The organism is Olivibacter sp. CPCC 100613, from assembly GCF_036959255.1.
Taxonomy (GTDB): domain Bacteria; phylum Bacteroidota; class Bacteroidia; order Sphingobacteriales; family Sphingobacteriaceae; genus Olivibacter.
This window is the reverse complement of the sequence record NZ_JAWMTI010000003.1, coordinates 114,736-130,658: the sequence shown is the minus strand read 5'-3', so window position 1 is coordinate 130,658 and position 15,923 is coordinate 114,736. Positions and strand designations below refer to the sequence as shown.

The following is a 15,923-nucleotide window of genomic DNA, read 5'->3' as shown; positions in this document are numbered from 1 at the left end:
AAATAGAAGGCAAAAATAAAATTCAAAAACTACGAGTCATGCAGTTTTATATACGCTTAATGCATTTTTTAACCATACCGAAACACCTATGAAAATTATTTGGAGCAAAGATGAGTTCAGTGATATTTTCCATATTACAGAATATCCTGCAGAGTATGTAGGGGAAGACTATGAGCTTACTGAGCAAACCGTAAGCCATCAATCGTCGTTTGCAGATCATCAGCTGAATCGTATTTTTATGAAAGGTGTACATATTGCATTCATTAATAAAACCCATACAGAAGATATCAACTATTTCCTGCGTTCCGATTCGCCTTATCTTCAAATGCATTTCGAACTTCGTGGCGATGCCTTCTATACAGCAAAGGAAAGCGGTGGTATGGATTGTAAAATTCCACTAGGACATCATACGCTCTTTTACTTTCCCGCTTTATACGGCCATCTCGCTTATCCTACTGTCAGAAACGGCTTTAGCGTAGAAATAGAAATTTCCCTTAATTACCTCAAGCGCGTTTTCAACGGGGATTTAAGTTCCCTAGGAAATTTTGCGGAAGATATAGACCATGAGCGTCCTACGATGCTGGGGGGACGTTCATTTCCCATTACCGCCAAAATGAAAGCCATCTTAACAGACATGTATTATTGCCCCTTTATTGCCGAGCTCAAACGCATCTATTTGGAAGGTAAATTATTGGAACTTTTATCCTTACAGATCGATCAAATGAATAAGCCTCTAAGTGAAGCAAAGAATGGTACAAGGCGCCAAGAGGTGGATCAAATGATGGAAGTTCGGGAATGGGTTCAGCAGGACATAGAACATCCATATTCCATTGAGGAGCTATCGAAGTTAGCCGGCATTAACCGTACAAAATTACAAAAGCTATTCAAAGAGGTGCACGGTACAACCATTTATGGTTTATTGGCAGATCTGCGTATGGATAAAGCAATTGAGCTACTAAGTTCTCAGCCCCATATCAAAATAGCAGAAGTAGCTAAAAAGATTGGCTATAAAAACGCGAACCATTTCTCAGCCGCTTACAAGAAAAAATTTGGAATCTTACCACGCGCATTGAAAAAGAAGTAGCGTTAGGTCTATAAATATTAGGGTAACAGACCGCGGAAACAATAATTATTTTCCTAAAGAATCAGCGGGTTGTTTATATTGTATATGCCTTTCCAAAATGTAATCAGTCAACGGTTTTAATTTTTTTGACGTATAAATTGGATGGAACCCGCCTGCTGTATAAAATTCAAGGCTATCAATCGTCATTTTTACATACCAAACTTTACCCAAAGCTCGTTCGGTAAGCGTATCGGGACGCGTGATTTTTCGAAATCGGTCAACCTTACTTTCATCCAAAGCAATGATGGTAACATCCTGAATTTTCTCTTTGCAAGAAACTGGTTGATAATGATCACCCGACCAGAACATGCATCCGGGATTTCGGTGAAGTGCAAAGTAGATACCAATCGCAGTGACCGAAGTTATAACAGTATATAATACCCATTGCTTGTAAGCTGGTTTCGGCGGTGACGGTTTATTCGTCTCTTCTAGCTGAGATATCGGAAGAGGTCGTTTCTCCACCTCAGCCAGTTCTTGTTCATCATCTTTATTCTTGTCCTCAGCAGATGATGTATTTTTGTCTTTTTCAATCTCTGCGAATGTGCCGCTATGCTCAACCTCTTGCCTTATCAATTCACTCTCAACAGGAGCTTTCCCCATATCCTGTTTATTTTTTCTCCATGCATCATATGATTCAAAGTTTATCAGCCAGGCTAAAAGCTTTACATTCTTGTCCTCCGTTTCTTTTGTTGCCCCATTCATAAATCTGATTAAAGGTTTGATTTTATCTAACTCAATAGATTTTATGGCCTTCTCCAAATCATTATACTTGTTATCCTGGTCGAAAAATAACTTTAAGGTCTGCTCATCTTCTTTAGAAAACCTATTTGCATATACGTACAAGCTGTATTCTCGAAGCTTTTTAGGTCTAGGATCTTCTAAACCTATTTTGATTCCATCCCTTCTGTAGGTGTTTAAAACCTCGTTTTTATAGTCTGTAAACGTTGCCTTTCTATAACCTTCAAACATTTTTCAAAAGATTTTTAAGTAAAACATAACGGATTTTTCGGAACCGTGTACCGGCATTTTAGCCGACTTTTCGGATTTTTTCAGGTTTTTCCGGACTTCCGTTGGAATCATCGGAATTATCGGAATCACCTGATGCTTAGGTGTTTGCCTGCTGTATGTTTGCATCAGAAATCAGTTCAAGTTGCGATTGGTAATCCAGTCAAATGTACGAAACAGATTTCACAAAGAGATGAAAATGCGGTTTTAGTATGGATGGGAAGCTTTACTGCCTCTCGCAATGGATTCTCTCACTTCCCAAAAATTTCAGAAGGCCTTCTGATACGCAAACGTAGCAAACTCGGCGAATGGTCGCCGGGAACTACCAGGTATTACATTCTAAAATTTTTGAATTATGTTTAATCTAATATTTGCCATATTACTGGGATTGGCATGCCCTTCAAATAACAATAATAACACAGGTAATAATAATGGTGGCACTGTCAGACCCTACGACGGTGGTACAGGCGGAGATGGCGGCCATATTATTCCTCCTCCAAGACCATAGCATATTATATGCGAAGTAATTGAAGGGCAGTATTTCACTGCCCTTTTTTATTAACACAAGTTCATCAATGGGTAAATATTTAAGTGTATAGAACATACTTAAAAAGCTTACGGAGAATGCTTGTTAAGTAATAAAAGTTTATTTAAGTTTGAGTAAACGTATCAACCTTGAAAAAACTATTACTAGCTATAATCGTTATTCCTATAATTTTTGCTTGTCAGAAAAGAATTGATGTTGCTATAATCAAAGAAAACGTGGATCTGGAATTTGATAAAGCCGGCTCTTTCTTTGGCCAGGATAATGACTCCGCATTCTACTACTACAACAAAGTAGCGACGCAATCCAAAGACAGTTTACTGATAGGCAAGGCCTATTCTTATATGGCGGTTATCCAAAATAATGCAGGCGACTATTTTGGTAGTATCGAAAGTGCTCTTGCGGCTTTAAAATTTCTTGATCCCGAAAATAAAGAGGAGAAAGACTTCGTGGCCTCTAATTACAATGAATTGGTACTTAATAGCATCCGTTTAAATAATTATGTTGATGCACTTAAATATTGCAACGAAGCCTTAAACTATTTAGAGGATAACCCAGTTCGACTCATTGTCCTTAACAATATGGGATTAGCTTTTCGAGAGCAGAAAGCGTATGCTAAAGCAATCAAAATCTACGATGAAATTCTTTCCACAAAATCAATAAGTAAAAAGGAATATGCAAGAACTTTAACTAACAGCTCTTTTGCTAAATGGCTTCAAAATTCAAGTTATAATGCATCTAATGGCTTGCTGACGGCCCTATACATCCGCAAAACGGAGAATGACTGGTGGGGGCAGAATTCCAGCTATGCACATTTGGCTGATTATTATTCGGAGAAGAAACCAGATTCCGCCTTGTTTTATGCACGTAATATGTTTGCAATTGCTAAGAAGATAAATAGCCCTGGTGATAAAATTGAAGCACTTCAAAAGCTGATCAAATTAAGCCCGGCAGACTCCACCAAGCACTATTTTGAAACATACCAACAACTGAGCGACAGTGTGCTTTTAGCCCAGAATGCCGCTAAAAACCAGTTTGCCCTCATCCGCTATGAAACGGAAAAACACAAAGCAGACAACCTCAAGCTACAACAAGACATTGCAAACAAAAAGTATCAAATCATTAAACAACGGATTATACTCATTGGTATCATTTGTTTAGTTATTACAGCTGTCATTGTCGGCATCCTTTGGTATAAAAAAAGAAAACAACGAATAGAGCTCGAAGCGCAAAACCGAATAAAAGAAAGTCGGCTCAAAACGTCCAAAAAAGTACATGATGTAGTGGCTAACGGATTATACCGGGTCATGGCAGAGATTGAAAATCAAAGGCATATTGATAAGGAAGATATACTGGATCGCTTGGAAAATATGTACGAAAAATCACGCGATATATCCTATGAAGCAGAAGAGATAGAAGTAAAATTGCAAAACTTCAATGAGAAGATCGCCGATTTACTTACCTCCTTCGCCACCGAAAATACCAAAGTGCTGACGGCAGGCAATGAGTCTGAATTATGGTATACTATAGACGATCGAATAAAACACGAAATAGAACATGTCCTACAGGAATTGATGGTGAACATGCGAAAGCACAGCCGGGCCACACACGTAGCTCTCAGGTTTGAGCAGGAGGACAACAGTATACATATTCATTATACTGACAACGGAGTCGGCATGAAAAGGGGTATTCGCTATAACAATGGGTTAACAAATACGGGAAACCGTATTAAAGCTATTGGTGGCCAAATTATCTTTGACACCAATCTAGAAAGAGGATTAAAAATCCATATTTCTTTTCCAATTTAAATTGATTAAGATGTTCAAAAAAGTGTTAATAGTCGAAGATCATGAGGTAACTAACATCTCTGTACGAAAAACCGTCGAAGAGCTTGGTATTCCTATCACCAAATACGTTTATTACTGCGATGATGCATTTACCTGGATGCAAAATGCATTGAAAAGTGAAGAACCATATGACCTATTGATCTCCGATCTGTTTTTTGAAGAGGATGAAATTAAACAGAAACTCACCAGTGGCATAGAATTGATTAAAGCCATCAGACAATTGCAACCTAATTTGAAGGTGCTTGTATTTTCAGCGGAAGGTAGGCCCGCTACCATAGATGCAATCTTTAAAGAGCTTGCCATCGATGGTTATGTCCGTAAGGCTAGGAGAGATGCGCAGACACTAAAACAAGCAATCAGTACGATTTATAAGGGGGGTAAATATATTCCAACCGACTTGAAACAAAGCATAAAAAGGAAGAATTCCCATGAATTTACGACCTTTGATATCACCATCATTAAGCTACTGTCTCAAGGAGTACTACAAAAAGACATTCCTTTCTATCTGCAACAACACAATATTAAACCATCCGGTTTAAGTAGTGTAGAAAAACGTCTTAGTCAGATAAAGGAAGTATTGGAGTTTTCTAAGAACGAACAATTAGTTGTCTACTGCAAGGAAATAGGATTGATATAACCTAAACGAATATCTTCTTGACCCCAGTCTTATCAGGTATCAAATTTTTCCTAAATAATCTTGTTGTTTTTTGCGTTGCCGGTAGGTAATACCTGGTGGAATAGTCTTTAACAGTGTAAATAATTTGTTGAATAAATTTCTTGCTTTACGGGTTCCCGTAAAAATAGCTTCACACAGGTATATACTTTTGAGAAATTAAATAAGTCAAAAATCAATCTACGCACGATGGCTCGGATTTTTCGTAATGGGATTAAAATTATGCCGGGATCTATTAAATCCTAGCGGAGGTGTATACCATCGGCCTTAGGTGGACATGAAGTGAACATCTTGGAGGATAGTTAAGAACTTAAGTTATAAGAATATAAAAGAACAAACTAATATGGAAGCAACAATCAATACCGAATTACAAAGTCATTTTCTAAGGCTTTACCAAATAGCCTGTGCCGATCAGCATTTTGACGTCCTGGAAATGAAACAGCTTTACAAATTTGCAGAACAACGAGGAGTGGAAACAGAACATCTTGATAATATCCTAAAACACCCTGTTCAGGAACTGGAAATTCCAAAATCACTTGAAAGGCGGATCGAATATTTATATGATTTGGCCATTATGATTTGGGTGGATAGGCAGGTAACAGAAGGAGAATATAACCTGCTAAAGAAGTACTGTAGTACATTTGAATTTCTGCCTGAAAATCTCAACGAGATATGTGATTATCTTATTGATTGCGCCAAACAAGATAAACAACTACAAGAAGTGTTAGACTCAATAAACTAATTAAGATGGAAATCAGAAAACTATTTGCTATAAGAGAGCGCGAGGAACCCTCGCCGATAGCTCAACTTGATGAAGAACAAGACGAACAAAAAGTAAGGATCACTTATTATCAAAGCGGTTTCGGGGCGGCTTTGAAAGCCACGGGGAATTCGCTGAATTTTAAAGCTTGCTTAGATAATGTATATACCAGTTTTGAACAACAATGTCGAGAACAGGAAATACATCAAAAGCGATTGAAACAACCTTACATTGACGAAAAGCAACGAAAGCAAAGCGAATTAAAAAATACGGAGGCGGCCATCTCTATTTTTGAAGAAAAAAGAGAGCACATTAATGAGCAAATTAACAGCGCAAAACATGACATTGAAGACGTTAAACACTATCCTGAAAAATATGGATTAACCTCTACTAAGAAACCACAGGCACAGTTCTACATCGGATTTTTATTACTTATTCCAATCACCATCTACCTCTTCGTTTTCTATATTTCGGCTACCTACTCAGCATTTTTTAAAGATTTTTCAAATGATAGCCTTACAGCGGCCATTTTTGATGCGCAAGCACTTAATAATGCGCTCAAAGCCGGTTGGTTGGAAGGGGTCTTGGTTCTCACAATTCCATCGGTCTTTTTAGGCCTAGGCTACGTTATTCATATGGTACAAAAAGAGAAAGGCATAAAGAATGTACTACGCCTCATTGCGTTGTTTATTATCACTTTCCTATTTGATGCACTCTTAGCCTACCAAATAGAGAAGAAAATTTATGAGTTCAATAAAACCTTGGATTCATTGCCGTATAATTTGCAAATAGCCTTAGGCGAAGCGGAATTCTGGATGATTATTTTCGCTGGCTTTGTTGTCTATATCATTTGGGGTCTTGTGTTCGATATTACCATGAAAGAACATGAGAACATGGATAAAATAAATGGCTTCGTCAAAACAAAACTGGAAGAACTGAAACGTCTTAGAGCAGCAAAGGGGGAAATTACAGAGGAAATCAACAACCTAAAAAGGAAAGTCGTTGAGATTACCGGGAAAATTGAAGAGCTTCAGACAGTAATTGATGGTTTTATCATGAACCTTAAACAATATCTTCTTTATCATAACCAGTACAAAGAAGGATGGTATCAGGCGATTGGGTCTGAACTCAATATTGCGCCTGCCACAAAAACAAAGTTGTTGGAAGATTGCGAAAATGTTTCCAATGAACACCTTCAAAAGCTCAATTTGCTTAATCCTGATTTTCAAAATGTCATTTATTCTAAAGTATCCTAAACCATGAATACAAAGATTTATTTATTAGTGTCATTTATGTCGTCTGTTATCCTTACAGCTTGTAGTTCTGAAGAAAAAACGGAAGAAAACAAAGAAGCTACCAAAGTGGAAGTAAAAACCAATAAAAAAGAAAACCTGAACATCAGTATTCTGCTCGATTTATCAGATCGTATCGATCCGAGTAAATATGCCAATCCTTCCATGGAGTTTTATCAAAGAGACCTGGGGTATATTGAGTCTATTAGTTTAGGATTCGAGAAGCATATCCGATCTAAACCCATCAAATATATTGATGATCAGATCCAAGTATATTTTGAACCCGAGCCGTTAGATGCAGAAATCAACGGCTTAGCAAAAGAACTGAAAATGTCATTTACCAGAGACAATACCACAAAAGAATCCATACAGCAAATATCATCTCAGTTTACGTCTATTTCGCAAAAAATTTATGAATTGGCCATAAAAGATAAAAAGTATGTAGGTTCAGACATATGGGGTTTCTTTAAAAACAAAGTAAACGATTACTGTATCAAACCCGGTCATAGAAATATGCTTTTTATTCTGACAGACGGTTATATATTTCACAAAGACTCCAAATTTTCCGAGCAGAATAAGACATCTTATCTTACACCAGAATTAGTTAAGTCGTTAAAACTCAATACTTCGAAGTATAAGGAGCTTATCGAAAAAAAAGGCTACGGTTTTGTAAAGGCCAATGATAGTTTAAATGAGCTGGAAGTGGTTGTTTTAAGTATTAATCCGGCAAAAGGTAATCCCTTCGAAAGCGATGTTATCACTTCTTATTGGATGGCATGGTTACAGGATATGAGTGTTAAGAATCCCGTGATGAAACCATTATCGGCGGCCTTGCCGTCAGATCTAGATCCCATTATCCAAAAATACATTAACCGATAAGTGTTTTGCTCCATTAAAAACAAATAGCGAGATGAAATCGATCTTACTGGCTTTATTTCTCACGGCTCATTCCGGTTGTAAGGGTACGAAGCCTACCTTTGCCGGTACAAGCAAAACAGTTTATTTGTGTGGTAGTGGCAAAGGCAAAAAATATCATTTAAATGCAAATTGTAGAGGCCTGAGCAATTGTAATTATAAGACGGTAAAAACAACCTTAGAGAAAGCAAAAAAAGAAGGTAAAACATTATGCGCCTGGGAAGACTGATATTATTTATTTTATGTACGCTCATTATTTCAACCTGTAACCTAGCGGGCGCTGATTTATCAGCGCCCAATTTAGCACATAAAACTTTTCGGGCAAAGGTTGTACGCATCTTGGATGGAGACACTATGGAGGTGTTATACAACGACAGGGACCGAATAAAAATACGCTTGGCGCATATTGATTGTCCGGAAAAACGTCACTCTCAACCATTTGCTAATCGTGCTAAGCAAACATTATCCAATTTATGTTTTGGCCAATATGTTACCGTTGACGGTGATAATTATGATCATTTCGGCCGATTAATAGCTGTCATCGTAAATGGTTCAAAACAAATTGTAAATCAAGAAATGGTGCGACAGGGAATGGCTTGGCATTTCAAAAAATATTCAAAAGATTCGGTCTATGCCAAGCTCGAGCAAGAGGCCAGATTAAATAGGGTAGGACTATGGCAGGACCACAATCCCATCGCGCCGTGGAAATGGCGTAAACCGAAAACGATGGTCGGTAATTCTAACTAAACAAAAGCTACATGGATCTTATTCTTTTACTTTCCACTCTTTAGGCGCCACAAATCCCTTTCTGCCCTGCCCATAGGGAGGAACTTGTTTTGAACTTTTGATCGAATTATACGTTTCCAATTTTGTTTTTAAATCTTTGTAAATAGTCGTTTCTGTATCTTTTAAATCTTTTCTTTCCCCTATATCTCGGGATATATTAAATAAAACATCCGTTTGTAATTTCATTCTCGAGTTATTATTACCTGCTTCTATTAATTTCCAATTACTGTTTACCAGCGCTCCTTCCCCAAGGTAAAAATCTCGCTGTATGCCTGATTTGCTTCCATTTAATACCGGGTATATGCTTATTCCGTCCAGCGGGTTCTCGGGTGCTTCTGTAATTCCGGCTATATCCAGCAAGGTTGGTAAAACATCTACATACCCGGTTACCTGCTCCATAGTCTTTCCTCCTTTTAGCTTTGCAGGCCATTTTATAATGGCCGGTGCCCTTACGCCGCCTTCCCATTCGGTAAATTTAGACCCTTTCAGTTCTCCGGATGACCCGGGAGAATCCGGCGCATACCCGTTGTCACTAAAGAAAAGAACGATGGTATTATCTTCTATGTTCAATGTTTTCAATATTTCTAAGACCTTCCCAATGTTCTCATCTAAACTCCTGACCATGGCTGCATAAGTTTGCTTTTTAAGATCGTCTTCCCCGCGAGGTTTTAATAAGTCTTCTTCTTTTGCTTGAAACGGCCCATGAGGCGCATTAAAAGCCAAGTACATAAAAAATGGGTTTTCTTCCTGACTGTACTGCCTAATTCTTTTTACCGCCTCATCCGCAAGCAAGTCTGTCGCGTAACCTTCATCATAGCTTGAATTAAAATCATTATGCCAATCTAATTCGCCCTCTCGTTTATGCGTAAAATAATCGATCGCTCCATTTAAATGACCATAGAAATGGGTGAAGCCCCTATGTAAGGGATGATATTTTAAGGAGGCATGCCCCAGATGCCATTTTCCGATAATTGCCCTGTTCTTATAACCCGCTTTAGCCAGATATTCGGGCAAAAAGGTCTCGTCAGTGTTCACGCCAAATTTAGACCAGGGTGGAATAACGGTTTCTCTTAAACCAAACCTGTCCGGATAACGACCGGTCATCAGCCCGGCACGGGTAGGGGAGCAGACTGCCGCCGTGTAAAATCGGTTTAAGCGAATTCCGTCTTTTGCTAACTGATCGATTACAGGGGTTTTGATGGTGCCTCCCAGATATCCTAAATCTCCCCATCCCAAATCATCTGCCAGAATAATTAGAATATTAGGTTTTTTCGATTGCGCCATAAGTAGGACGACGTGCATGCATAGCAATACGATTAGTAATGTTATTCTTTTCATATGATCTGACTTAAGCAAATACTATTTCAGTTTTCCTTCTTTATCTACTTTAAAAGTAGAGAAAAGTGGAATGAATTGCTAATTTTAAATAAGAGGAAAGCCGTCTCCTTTTACCGCCTGCAAGTCGTTTCCGATGAGTTTGTATCAAAAATAATCGATATTAAAATGTAAAAAAAGAAAACAGATTTGTTGCTTTTATAAGGCAATTAAATTAAATTCGTGTCAACTAACCGATAAAAACCCCGTTAAACTGACTAAAAGATATGTTTTTAAAAGAAATATTCTATTTTTATGTCAGTAAACAAGAAAATGTCGGACATCGATATCTTCCTAAAACTAAAATCGGGCAATACTAAAGCTTTCGAGCTGATTTATCATAAATATTGGTCAACACTTTTTGATCAAGCCTATAAAAGATTTGCTGACGAAGAAATTGTTAAAGAATTCATACAGGAATTGTTTACAGAATTGTGGCAGAATAAAGAGACAATACAAATTCATACCTCCCTTTCGTCATATTTACACCAGGCCTTAAAATTTAAAATATACAACCACTACAAATCGCAGCAGGTACAAGACCGTTATAGACAATTCATCTACAAGCAACATGGGCCCCATTCAACCAATAATTTAACAGAAGAGCGGATAAATTACATCGACCTACATCAAGCCTTAAAAAAAAGTATTGAAAAATTACCTAATCAAACCCGGCGCGCCTATAAATTAAAGCAAGAAGGAGGGTTAACCTATCCCGAAATTGCTGCCGTTCTAAAAATATCAACCAGTACTGTAGAAAAACATATTATCAAAGCACTTAAAGTAATCAGGAAGGAGCTTAAACACTTCATTTGGCTGCTATTTACCATGTTTTTAAAATAATCGAAAAAAAAATAGAGGTACTACGCCCATTAAATTTACTATTAGTTGTATTTGCCTCCCAAATGGATCAAAATAACATACATAGAGCAGAAGAAAACCAAATGTCCCGGCGTTTTGAAGCATGGTATAATGCAGCAGATCACAGTAAAGCATATACAGAAACACTTTCTGAACAAACAAAGCAAGCGCTTGGCAACGATATGTTATTCCAGATCAAAACACGTGCAAATATATCGTCCCCGAAGAAGTATAAACCTTCGAATCAAATGCTTTGGTGTGCCGCTACTGTTATTTTATTGTTTGCGGTCTTTGTATTCTTACAAAAAGGTCCTACCATAACATATACAACAGGCTATGGCGAGATCAAAATGATTCATTTACCCGACGGATCGCAAGTAAAATTAAATGGCCATTCCCGTTTATATTATCGTAAAAGAAATTTTAACGCCCACCGAGAAGTTTGGTTAAATGGTGAGGCAAGCTTTGTTGTTGTACATAAGCAAAACAACCAACGGTTTAGCGTACATGTATCCGACAGCACCTCTATTGAGGTTTTAGGCACAGAATTCAATGTGCAAAATAGAAACCAAACCTTGATAGCATTGCGCGAAGGTAAAATCAATTTTCAATGTATTAGTACACAAGATCGTTATAAAATCGAGATGCAACCGGGGCAGCATTTTATGCTGGCTAAAAACAAGCGTGATTATCAGCTGAAAAACGATGTTGCCATCGATGCGTTTTTTCTTTGGCAAAAGCACAAGCTGTTACTTAGCAACAGTACGCTTAACGAAGTGATTTCCTTATTAAAAGCAACTCAGGGTATAGAAATCGTCTTAAAAGATGACAGGTTACTAAAGAGAGATGCTTCAGGATCTATGCCCTTAAATGTGGATATTGATGAGATGATTTCTAACATTGCATTATTATACGATCTGGATATTAAGAGAAAGAATAATCGATTCTTATTTCAGTCTAAGCAACACATTACACACCAATAGGAGTCGATAAAAGCCATCATTATTGCAAAAAACTACACGCATTTTTGTGCGTAACGGCTCTTTATTGTCTTTTTTTAACATTCAAACCCACAAACATGAGATCATTACTAATCAACATCATTATGCGCTGCTAAGCCAATCGTCTACTTAGCAACAGAACAGGTAAGATTGACCTTGTACTACCCAAATCAGTAATATCTATTTCTGGTTAATGAAACCGTTTTGCCTTTTAACAAACAATCCTAAAACAATTATTATGGCTCGTAAAATTCTAAAAATCATATGTTTAACAGCAGTATTGAGCGTGTTTATGCCCCCAAAGCTCATAAAATTGATGGCAGCTAGTTCCGAATCCTTCAGCCCATCTTTTCAAACGGTGAGCCTCGAGACGGCTTTAAAAAAGTTGGAAGAAAAGTTCCATGTCTCCATTGCATATCGTAGTGGTTTATTAAAAAATAATCAGATCGATATGTCCGTACTTCAGCATGCATCCACGATCGAAGCAGCCTTATCGAGCGCATTAGCAGACCGAAAGTTAAGCTTCAAGAAGAACAATGATCGGTTTTTCGTCATTATCGAAAAAAACATACCGAGCCAGGTAGCTGCCGCACAATCAAAGCCGGTAAAGGTACAACAGCGAAGCGTACACGGTGTGGTGACAGACGAGCAGGGGCAACCCATTCCATTTGCAGCAGTGAAAATAAAGGGCACTACCTTGGTAACGAGTACAAACGAAAAAGGCCAATTTGCTATTAATAATTTACCCCCTGATGCAATTTTAATCGTTACCTATATGGGATACAGACCAACGGAAGTGCCTGTATCCGGTAAAGCCGAGGTAAACCTACAAATGGAACCGGTAGCTGCGGAGTTAAATGAGGTAGTGGTAGTAGGTTACGGTGTACAGCGAAAAGAAGAATTTACAGGTTCTGCAACCCGCATAGGAGGAGAAAAACTGGCCGATCAACCCGTCCAGAGTTTCGACCAGGCATTGGCCGGCAGGGCATCGGGTGTCAATATAGCGCAACCTAATGGTGTATTAAACAATGCTCCCGTTATCCGTATCAGAGGTGTTAACTCCATTTCTCAAAGTTCTTACCCACTTATTGTGGTGGATGGGATTCCGATCAATGCAGGAGAAAGTGTCTCATCGAATGCCAATGTTACTAATAACCCTTTAGGAGATATCAATCCGGCGGATATCGAATCGGTTAATATATTAAAAGATGCGGCCTCCACTTCCATTTATGGCTCCAGAGGTGCCGCCGGTGTCATGATCATCACCACTAAGAGAGGTAAAACAGGCAAGGCACGCGTAAATTATGAGGGATGGACGGGCATATCCAATCCCGTAAGGCTGCCAACAATGCTTAATGCTACTCAATTTATGGAGATAAAAAACGAAGCTGTACTGAATTCAAAGATTTTAAGTGGGAACGCTGCTAACGATAATGTCGCGAGTGCGTATTTTTTTCCCACGTATAAGGAGGATGGATCATTAGTGGACACACGCTGGTATGATGAAACTTATCGCACCGGTTTTTCCCATAATCATAGTCTTAATGTGACCGGGGGGTCAGAGGATACCAAATATTTCTTTTCTACCAATTACTCAGATCAAAAAGGCTTTATCCGAAATAACGAATTTGACAGAATTGGCGTGCGTTTCAATGTAGATCATAATTTAACGAACTGGTTAAAGCTAACAGGAGGAGCTAATTATACGCGCAGTAATAATCAATCGCCCAACACGGGATCACTCCGGGGGAACGCTTTCTTACTCACCGGTATTGCTCGTTTAGCATGGCTAACGGCCCCCAATGTTGGTCCGTATAATCCCGATGGCACTTACAATATCGCTAGCAGTACTAATTCGATGGGGATGGGAAACAACACAGTAGTTAGTAATTTCTATAATCCCACCGCCTTATTGGGTTTGAACCGATACGATGCACAGAATGATCATATTATTGGAAATGTGGGAGCTACGGTAACCTTGTTGAAAGGCTTAGATTTCAAAACAAGTTATGCATTGGATTGGACTAAAGTGGAAAACAAAACATTCGAAAGTGCCCTACACGGACCGGGTTTTACCCCTCAAGGTAATGCTGTCAACACGATCAACAATATCAACACCTGGAATTGGAGCAATACGATGTCCTTCAGGAGAGCTTTTGGCCAGCACAACCTTTACTTATTAGGTGGCTATGAAGTGCAGCATTTTTATTTCAATCGATGGGGTGCTACCCGTACACAGGTATCCGATGAGTATTATGAAAATTTTGAGGGAAGCTATGGACGTATTATACCCTTTGGAAGTATGCTGGATGCCGAATCTTCGTTGATCTCTTATATTTCGAGAATAAACTATGATTTCGATAAGCGTTATTTTTTAACGATCAACTTCCGAAGAGATGGTAATTCCATACTCGGAGAAAAAACAAAATTCGGAAATTTCGGTGGGGCTTCCATTGGCTGGACCCTGTCAGAGGAGAATTTCTATAAAGAGTCTTCTTTAGCAGAAGTCATGAACAGTATAAAATTGCGTGGTAGTTGGGGGCGGGTAGGAAATGCCAATAATCCAAACAAGTTTGCGTCGCTCAATCTTTATGAATCGGCCCTGTATGGAGATGCGCCTATGTTGAACTACTATCAAGCCGGAAATAGTGGTTTGGAGTGGGAAACCAGTGACCAGACCAATATTGGAGCGGACTTAGGTTTTTTCAACGATCGTTTGCAAGTAGAAATGACTTATTTCTATAATAACGTAAATGGATTAATTCTCAATGCTCCGCAAACGCCGTCGAAGGGAATACCCAATAACGGCATTATGTTAAATGTTGGCTCTATGTACAATCGCGGATTTGAATTGACCTTCAATGCCCGTGTTTTAGAACGAAACGGTTTTACCTGGAATTCATCGTTTAACTTTACAACGATTAAAAATCGCGTTACAGCCCTGGCAGAAGGCAATGCCGACATTGTTGGTTCTACCAGTACGGCGGCAGAAGCCACTAATATTACCCGGGTTGGCTACTCCGTTGGAAGTTTATATGGAGCCAAAACGGATGGTGTAAATCCTGAAACAGGACAGCGTATTTTCATTAATCGTGCCGGCGAGCGGGTGCAATATAGTCATGCGGTGGCTGCGGGCGAAAGCAGATGGACCTATCTGGACGGTTCTCCTGCTCAGGCCATTTCGGGTGCCGACTATTACTTGCTGGGAAATGCCCTTCCAACTTGGTATGGTGGATTTGACAACACATTTCAGTATAAAAACTTTGACCTCAACTTAAGCTTTGTATATTCCGGGGGCAATTATATCCAAAATGGCACCAAGGCTACCCTGCGCGATCAGCGCTTCTGGAATAATTATACCGAAATCTATGATCGGTGGACAAGCCCGGGCCAGCAGACAGATATCCCGCGCCTCGTGTATGGCGATGTTATTTCAAACGGCTCATCTTATCCCATATCAGAAAATGTAGAAAAAGCAGATTTTCTCAGGTTGCAAACCGCGTCATTGGGCTATCGACTTCCGACGAAACTGCTGGGCAAATCAGGTATAAGTTCGGTACGTTTTTATGGCCAGGTGTTCAACGCATTCCTCATTACAGGCTACAGTGGTTCCGACCCGGCACTTTCTTCCAATGGTAACGACAATTTAACGCCGGGCGTTGATAAAAATTCTGTACCGCAGGCACGCACTTTCACACTCGGTGTCAACATAGGCTTCTAGCAGGATTCAGTTTAAAACAAA

General features: G+C 38.9%; 14 protein-coding genes. 12 read left to right on the top strand and 2 right to left on the bottom strand.

What is annotated here, in order from left to right; all coding sequences use genetic code 11:
- The first annotated feature begins 88 nt into the window (after positions 1-88).
- The gene (locus RYH73_RS11495; protein ID WP_335313576.1) at positions 89-1,084 is read left to right on the top strand and encodes an AraC family transcriptional regulator; all 996 of its coding nucleotides are present in this window, start codon (positions 89-91) and stop codon (positions 1,082-1,084) included.
- Between the two features lie 45 nt (positions 1,085-1,129).
- Here the strand turns inward: RYH73_RS11495 and RYH73_RS11490 are convergent, their stop codons facing one another.
- Positions 1,130-2,092: a hypothetical protein gene (locus tag RYH73_RS11490; RefSeq protein ID WP_335313575.1), complete on the bottom strand. Its 963-nt coding sequence runs from the start codon at positions 2,090-2,092 to the stop codon at positions 1,130-1,132.
- Positions 2,093-2,483: 391 nt separating this feature from the next.
- On the opposite strand from RYH73_RS11490, the gene RYH73_RS11485 reads away from it, so the two are divergent.
- The 8 genes from RYH73_RS11485 (at position 2,484) to RYH73_RS11450 (ending at position 8,906) form a co-directional block, all read left to right on the top strand.
- Positions 2,484-2,636 carry a hypothetical protein gene (locus RYH73_RS11485; RefSeq protein WP_335313574.1) on the top strand — a complete coding sequence of 51 codons (153 nt, stop codon included), beginning with the start codon at positions 2,484-2,486 and terminating at the stop codon, positions 2,634-2,636.
- A 167-nt stretch (positions 2,637-2,803) separates the two neighbouring features.
- Positions 2,804-4,480: a tetratricopeptide repeat-containing sensor histidine kinase gene (locus RYH73_RS11480; RefSeq protein WP_335313573.1), complete on the top strand. Its 1,677-nt coding sequence runs from the start codon at positions 2,804-2,806 to the stop codon at positions 4,478-4,480.
- Between the two features lie 10 nt (positions 4,481-4,490).
- The gene (locus tag RYH73_RS11475) at positions 4,491-5,156 is read left to right on the top strand and encodes a response regulator (RefSeq protein ID WP_335313572.1); all 666 of its coding nucleotides are present in this window, start codon (positions 4,491-4,493) and stop codon (positions 5,154-5,156) included.
- Between the two features lie 379 nt (positions 5,157-5,535).
- Entirely contained in the window at positions 5,536-5,934 is a 399-nt protein-coding gene (locus RYH73_RS11470; RefSeq protein WP_335313571.1) for a hypothetical protein, read from the top strand.
- Between the two features lie 5 nt (positions 5,935-5,939).
- Positions 5,940-7,208: a hypothetical protein gene (locus RYH73_RS11465; RefSeq protein WP_335313570.1), complete on the top strand. Its 1,269-nt coding sequence runs from the start codon at positions 5,940-5,942 to the stop codon at positions 7,206-7,208.
- A 3-nt stretch (positions 7,209-7,211) separates the two neighbouring features.
- Positions 7,212-8,123, top strand: a complete 912-nt coding sequence (locus RYH73_RS11460; protein WP_335313569.1) for a hypothetical protein — start codon at positions 7,212-7,214, stop codon at positions 8,121-8,123.
- A gap of 31 nt (positions 8,124-8,154) precedes the next feature.
- Positions 8,155-8,388 carry a hypothetical protein gene (locus RYH73_RS11455; protein WP_335313568.1) on the top strand — a complete coding sequence of 78 codons (234 nt, stop codon included), beginning with the start codon at positions 8,155-8,157 and terminating at the stop codon, positions 8,386-8,388.
- Positions 8,370-8,906 (top strand): thermonuclease family protein, encoded by a 537-nt coding sequence (locus RYH73_RS11450; protein WP_335313567.1) that lies wholly within the window; start codon positions 8,370-8,372, stop codon positions 8,904-8,906. Before RYH73_RS11455 ends, RYH73_RS11450 begins: the two co-directional genes overlap by 19 nt.
- An 18-nt stretch (positions 8,907-8,924) precedes the next feature.
- Here RYH73_RS11450 and RYH73_RS11445 read toward each other — a convergent pair whose 3' ends face one another.
- Positions 8,925-10,283, bottom strand: a complete 1,359-nt coding sequence (locus tag RYH73_RS11445) for a sulfatase-like hydrolase/transferase (protein ID WP_335313566.1) — start codon at positions 10,281-10,283, stop codon at positions 8,925-8,927.
- 291 nt (positions 10,284-10,574) lie between these two features.
- On the opposite strand from RYH73_RS11445, the gene RYH73_RS11440 reads away from it, so the two are divergent.
- From RYH73_RS11440 to RYH73_RS11430, 3 genes are all read left to right on the top strand, one after another.
- A complete protein-coding gene (locus RYH73_RS11440; protein WP_335313565.1) occupies positions 10,575-11,162 on the top strand; it encodes a sigma-70 family RNA polymerase sigma factor in 588 nt (195 codons plus the stop codon).
- A gap of 62 nt (positions 11,163-11,224) precedes the next feature.
- Entirely contained in the window at positions 11,225-12,163 is a 939-nt protein-coding gene (locus tag RYH73_RS11435) for a FecR family protein (protein ID WP_335313564.1), read from the top strand.
- Between the two features lie 256 nt (positions 12,164-12,419).
- Entirely contained in the window at positions 12,420-15,902 is a 3,483-nt protein-coding gene (locus RYH73_RS11430) for a SusC/RagA family TonB-linked outer membrane protein (RefSeq protein ID WP_335313563.1), read from the top strand.
- Positions 15,903-15,923: the final 21 nt, after the last annotated feature.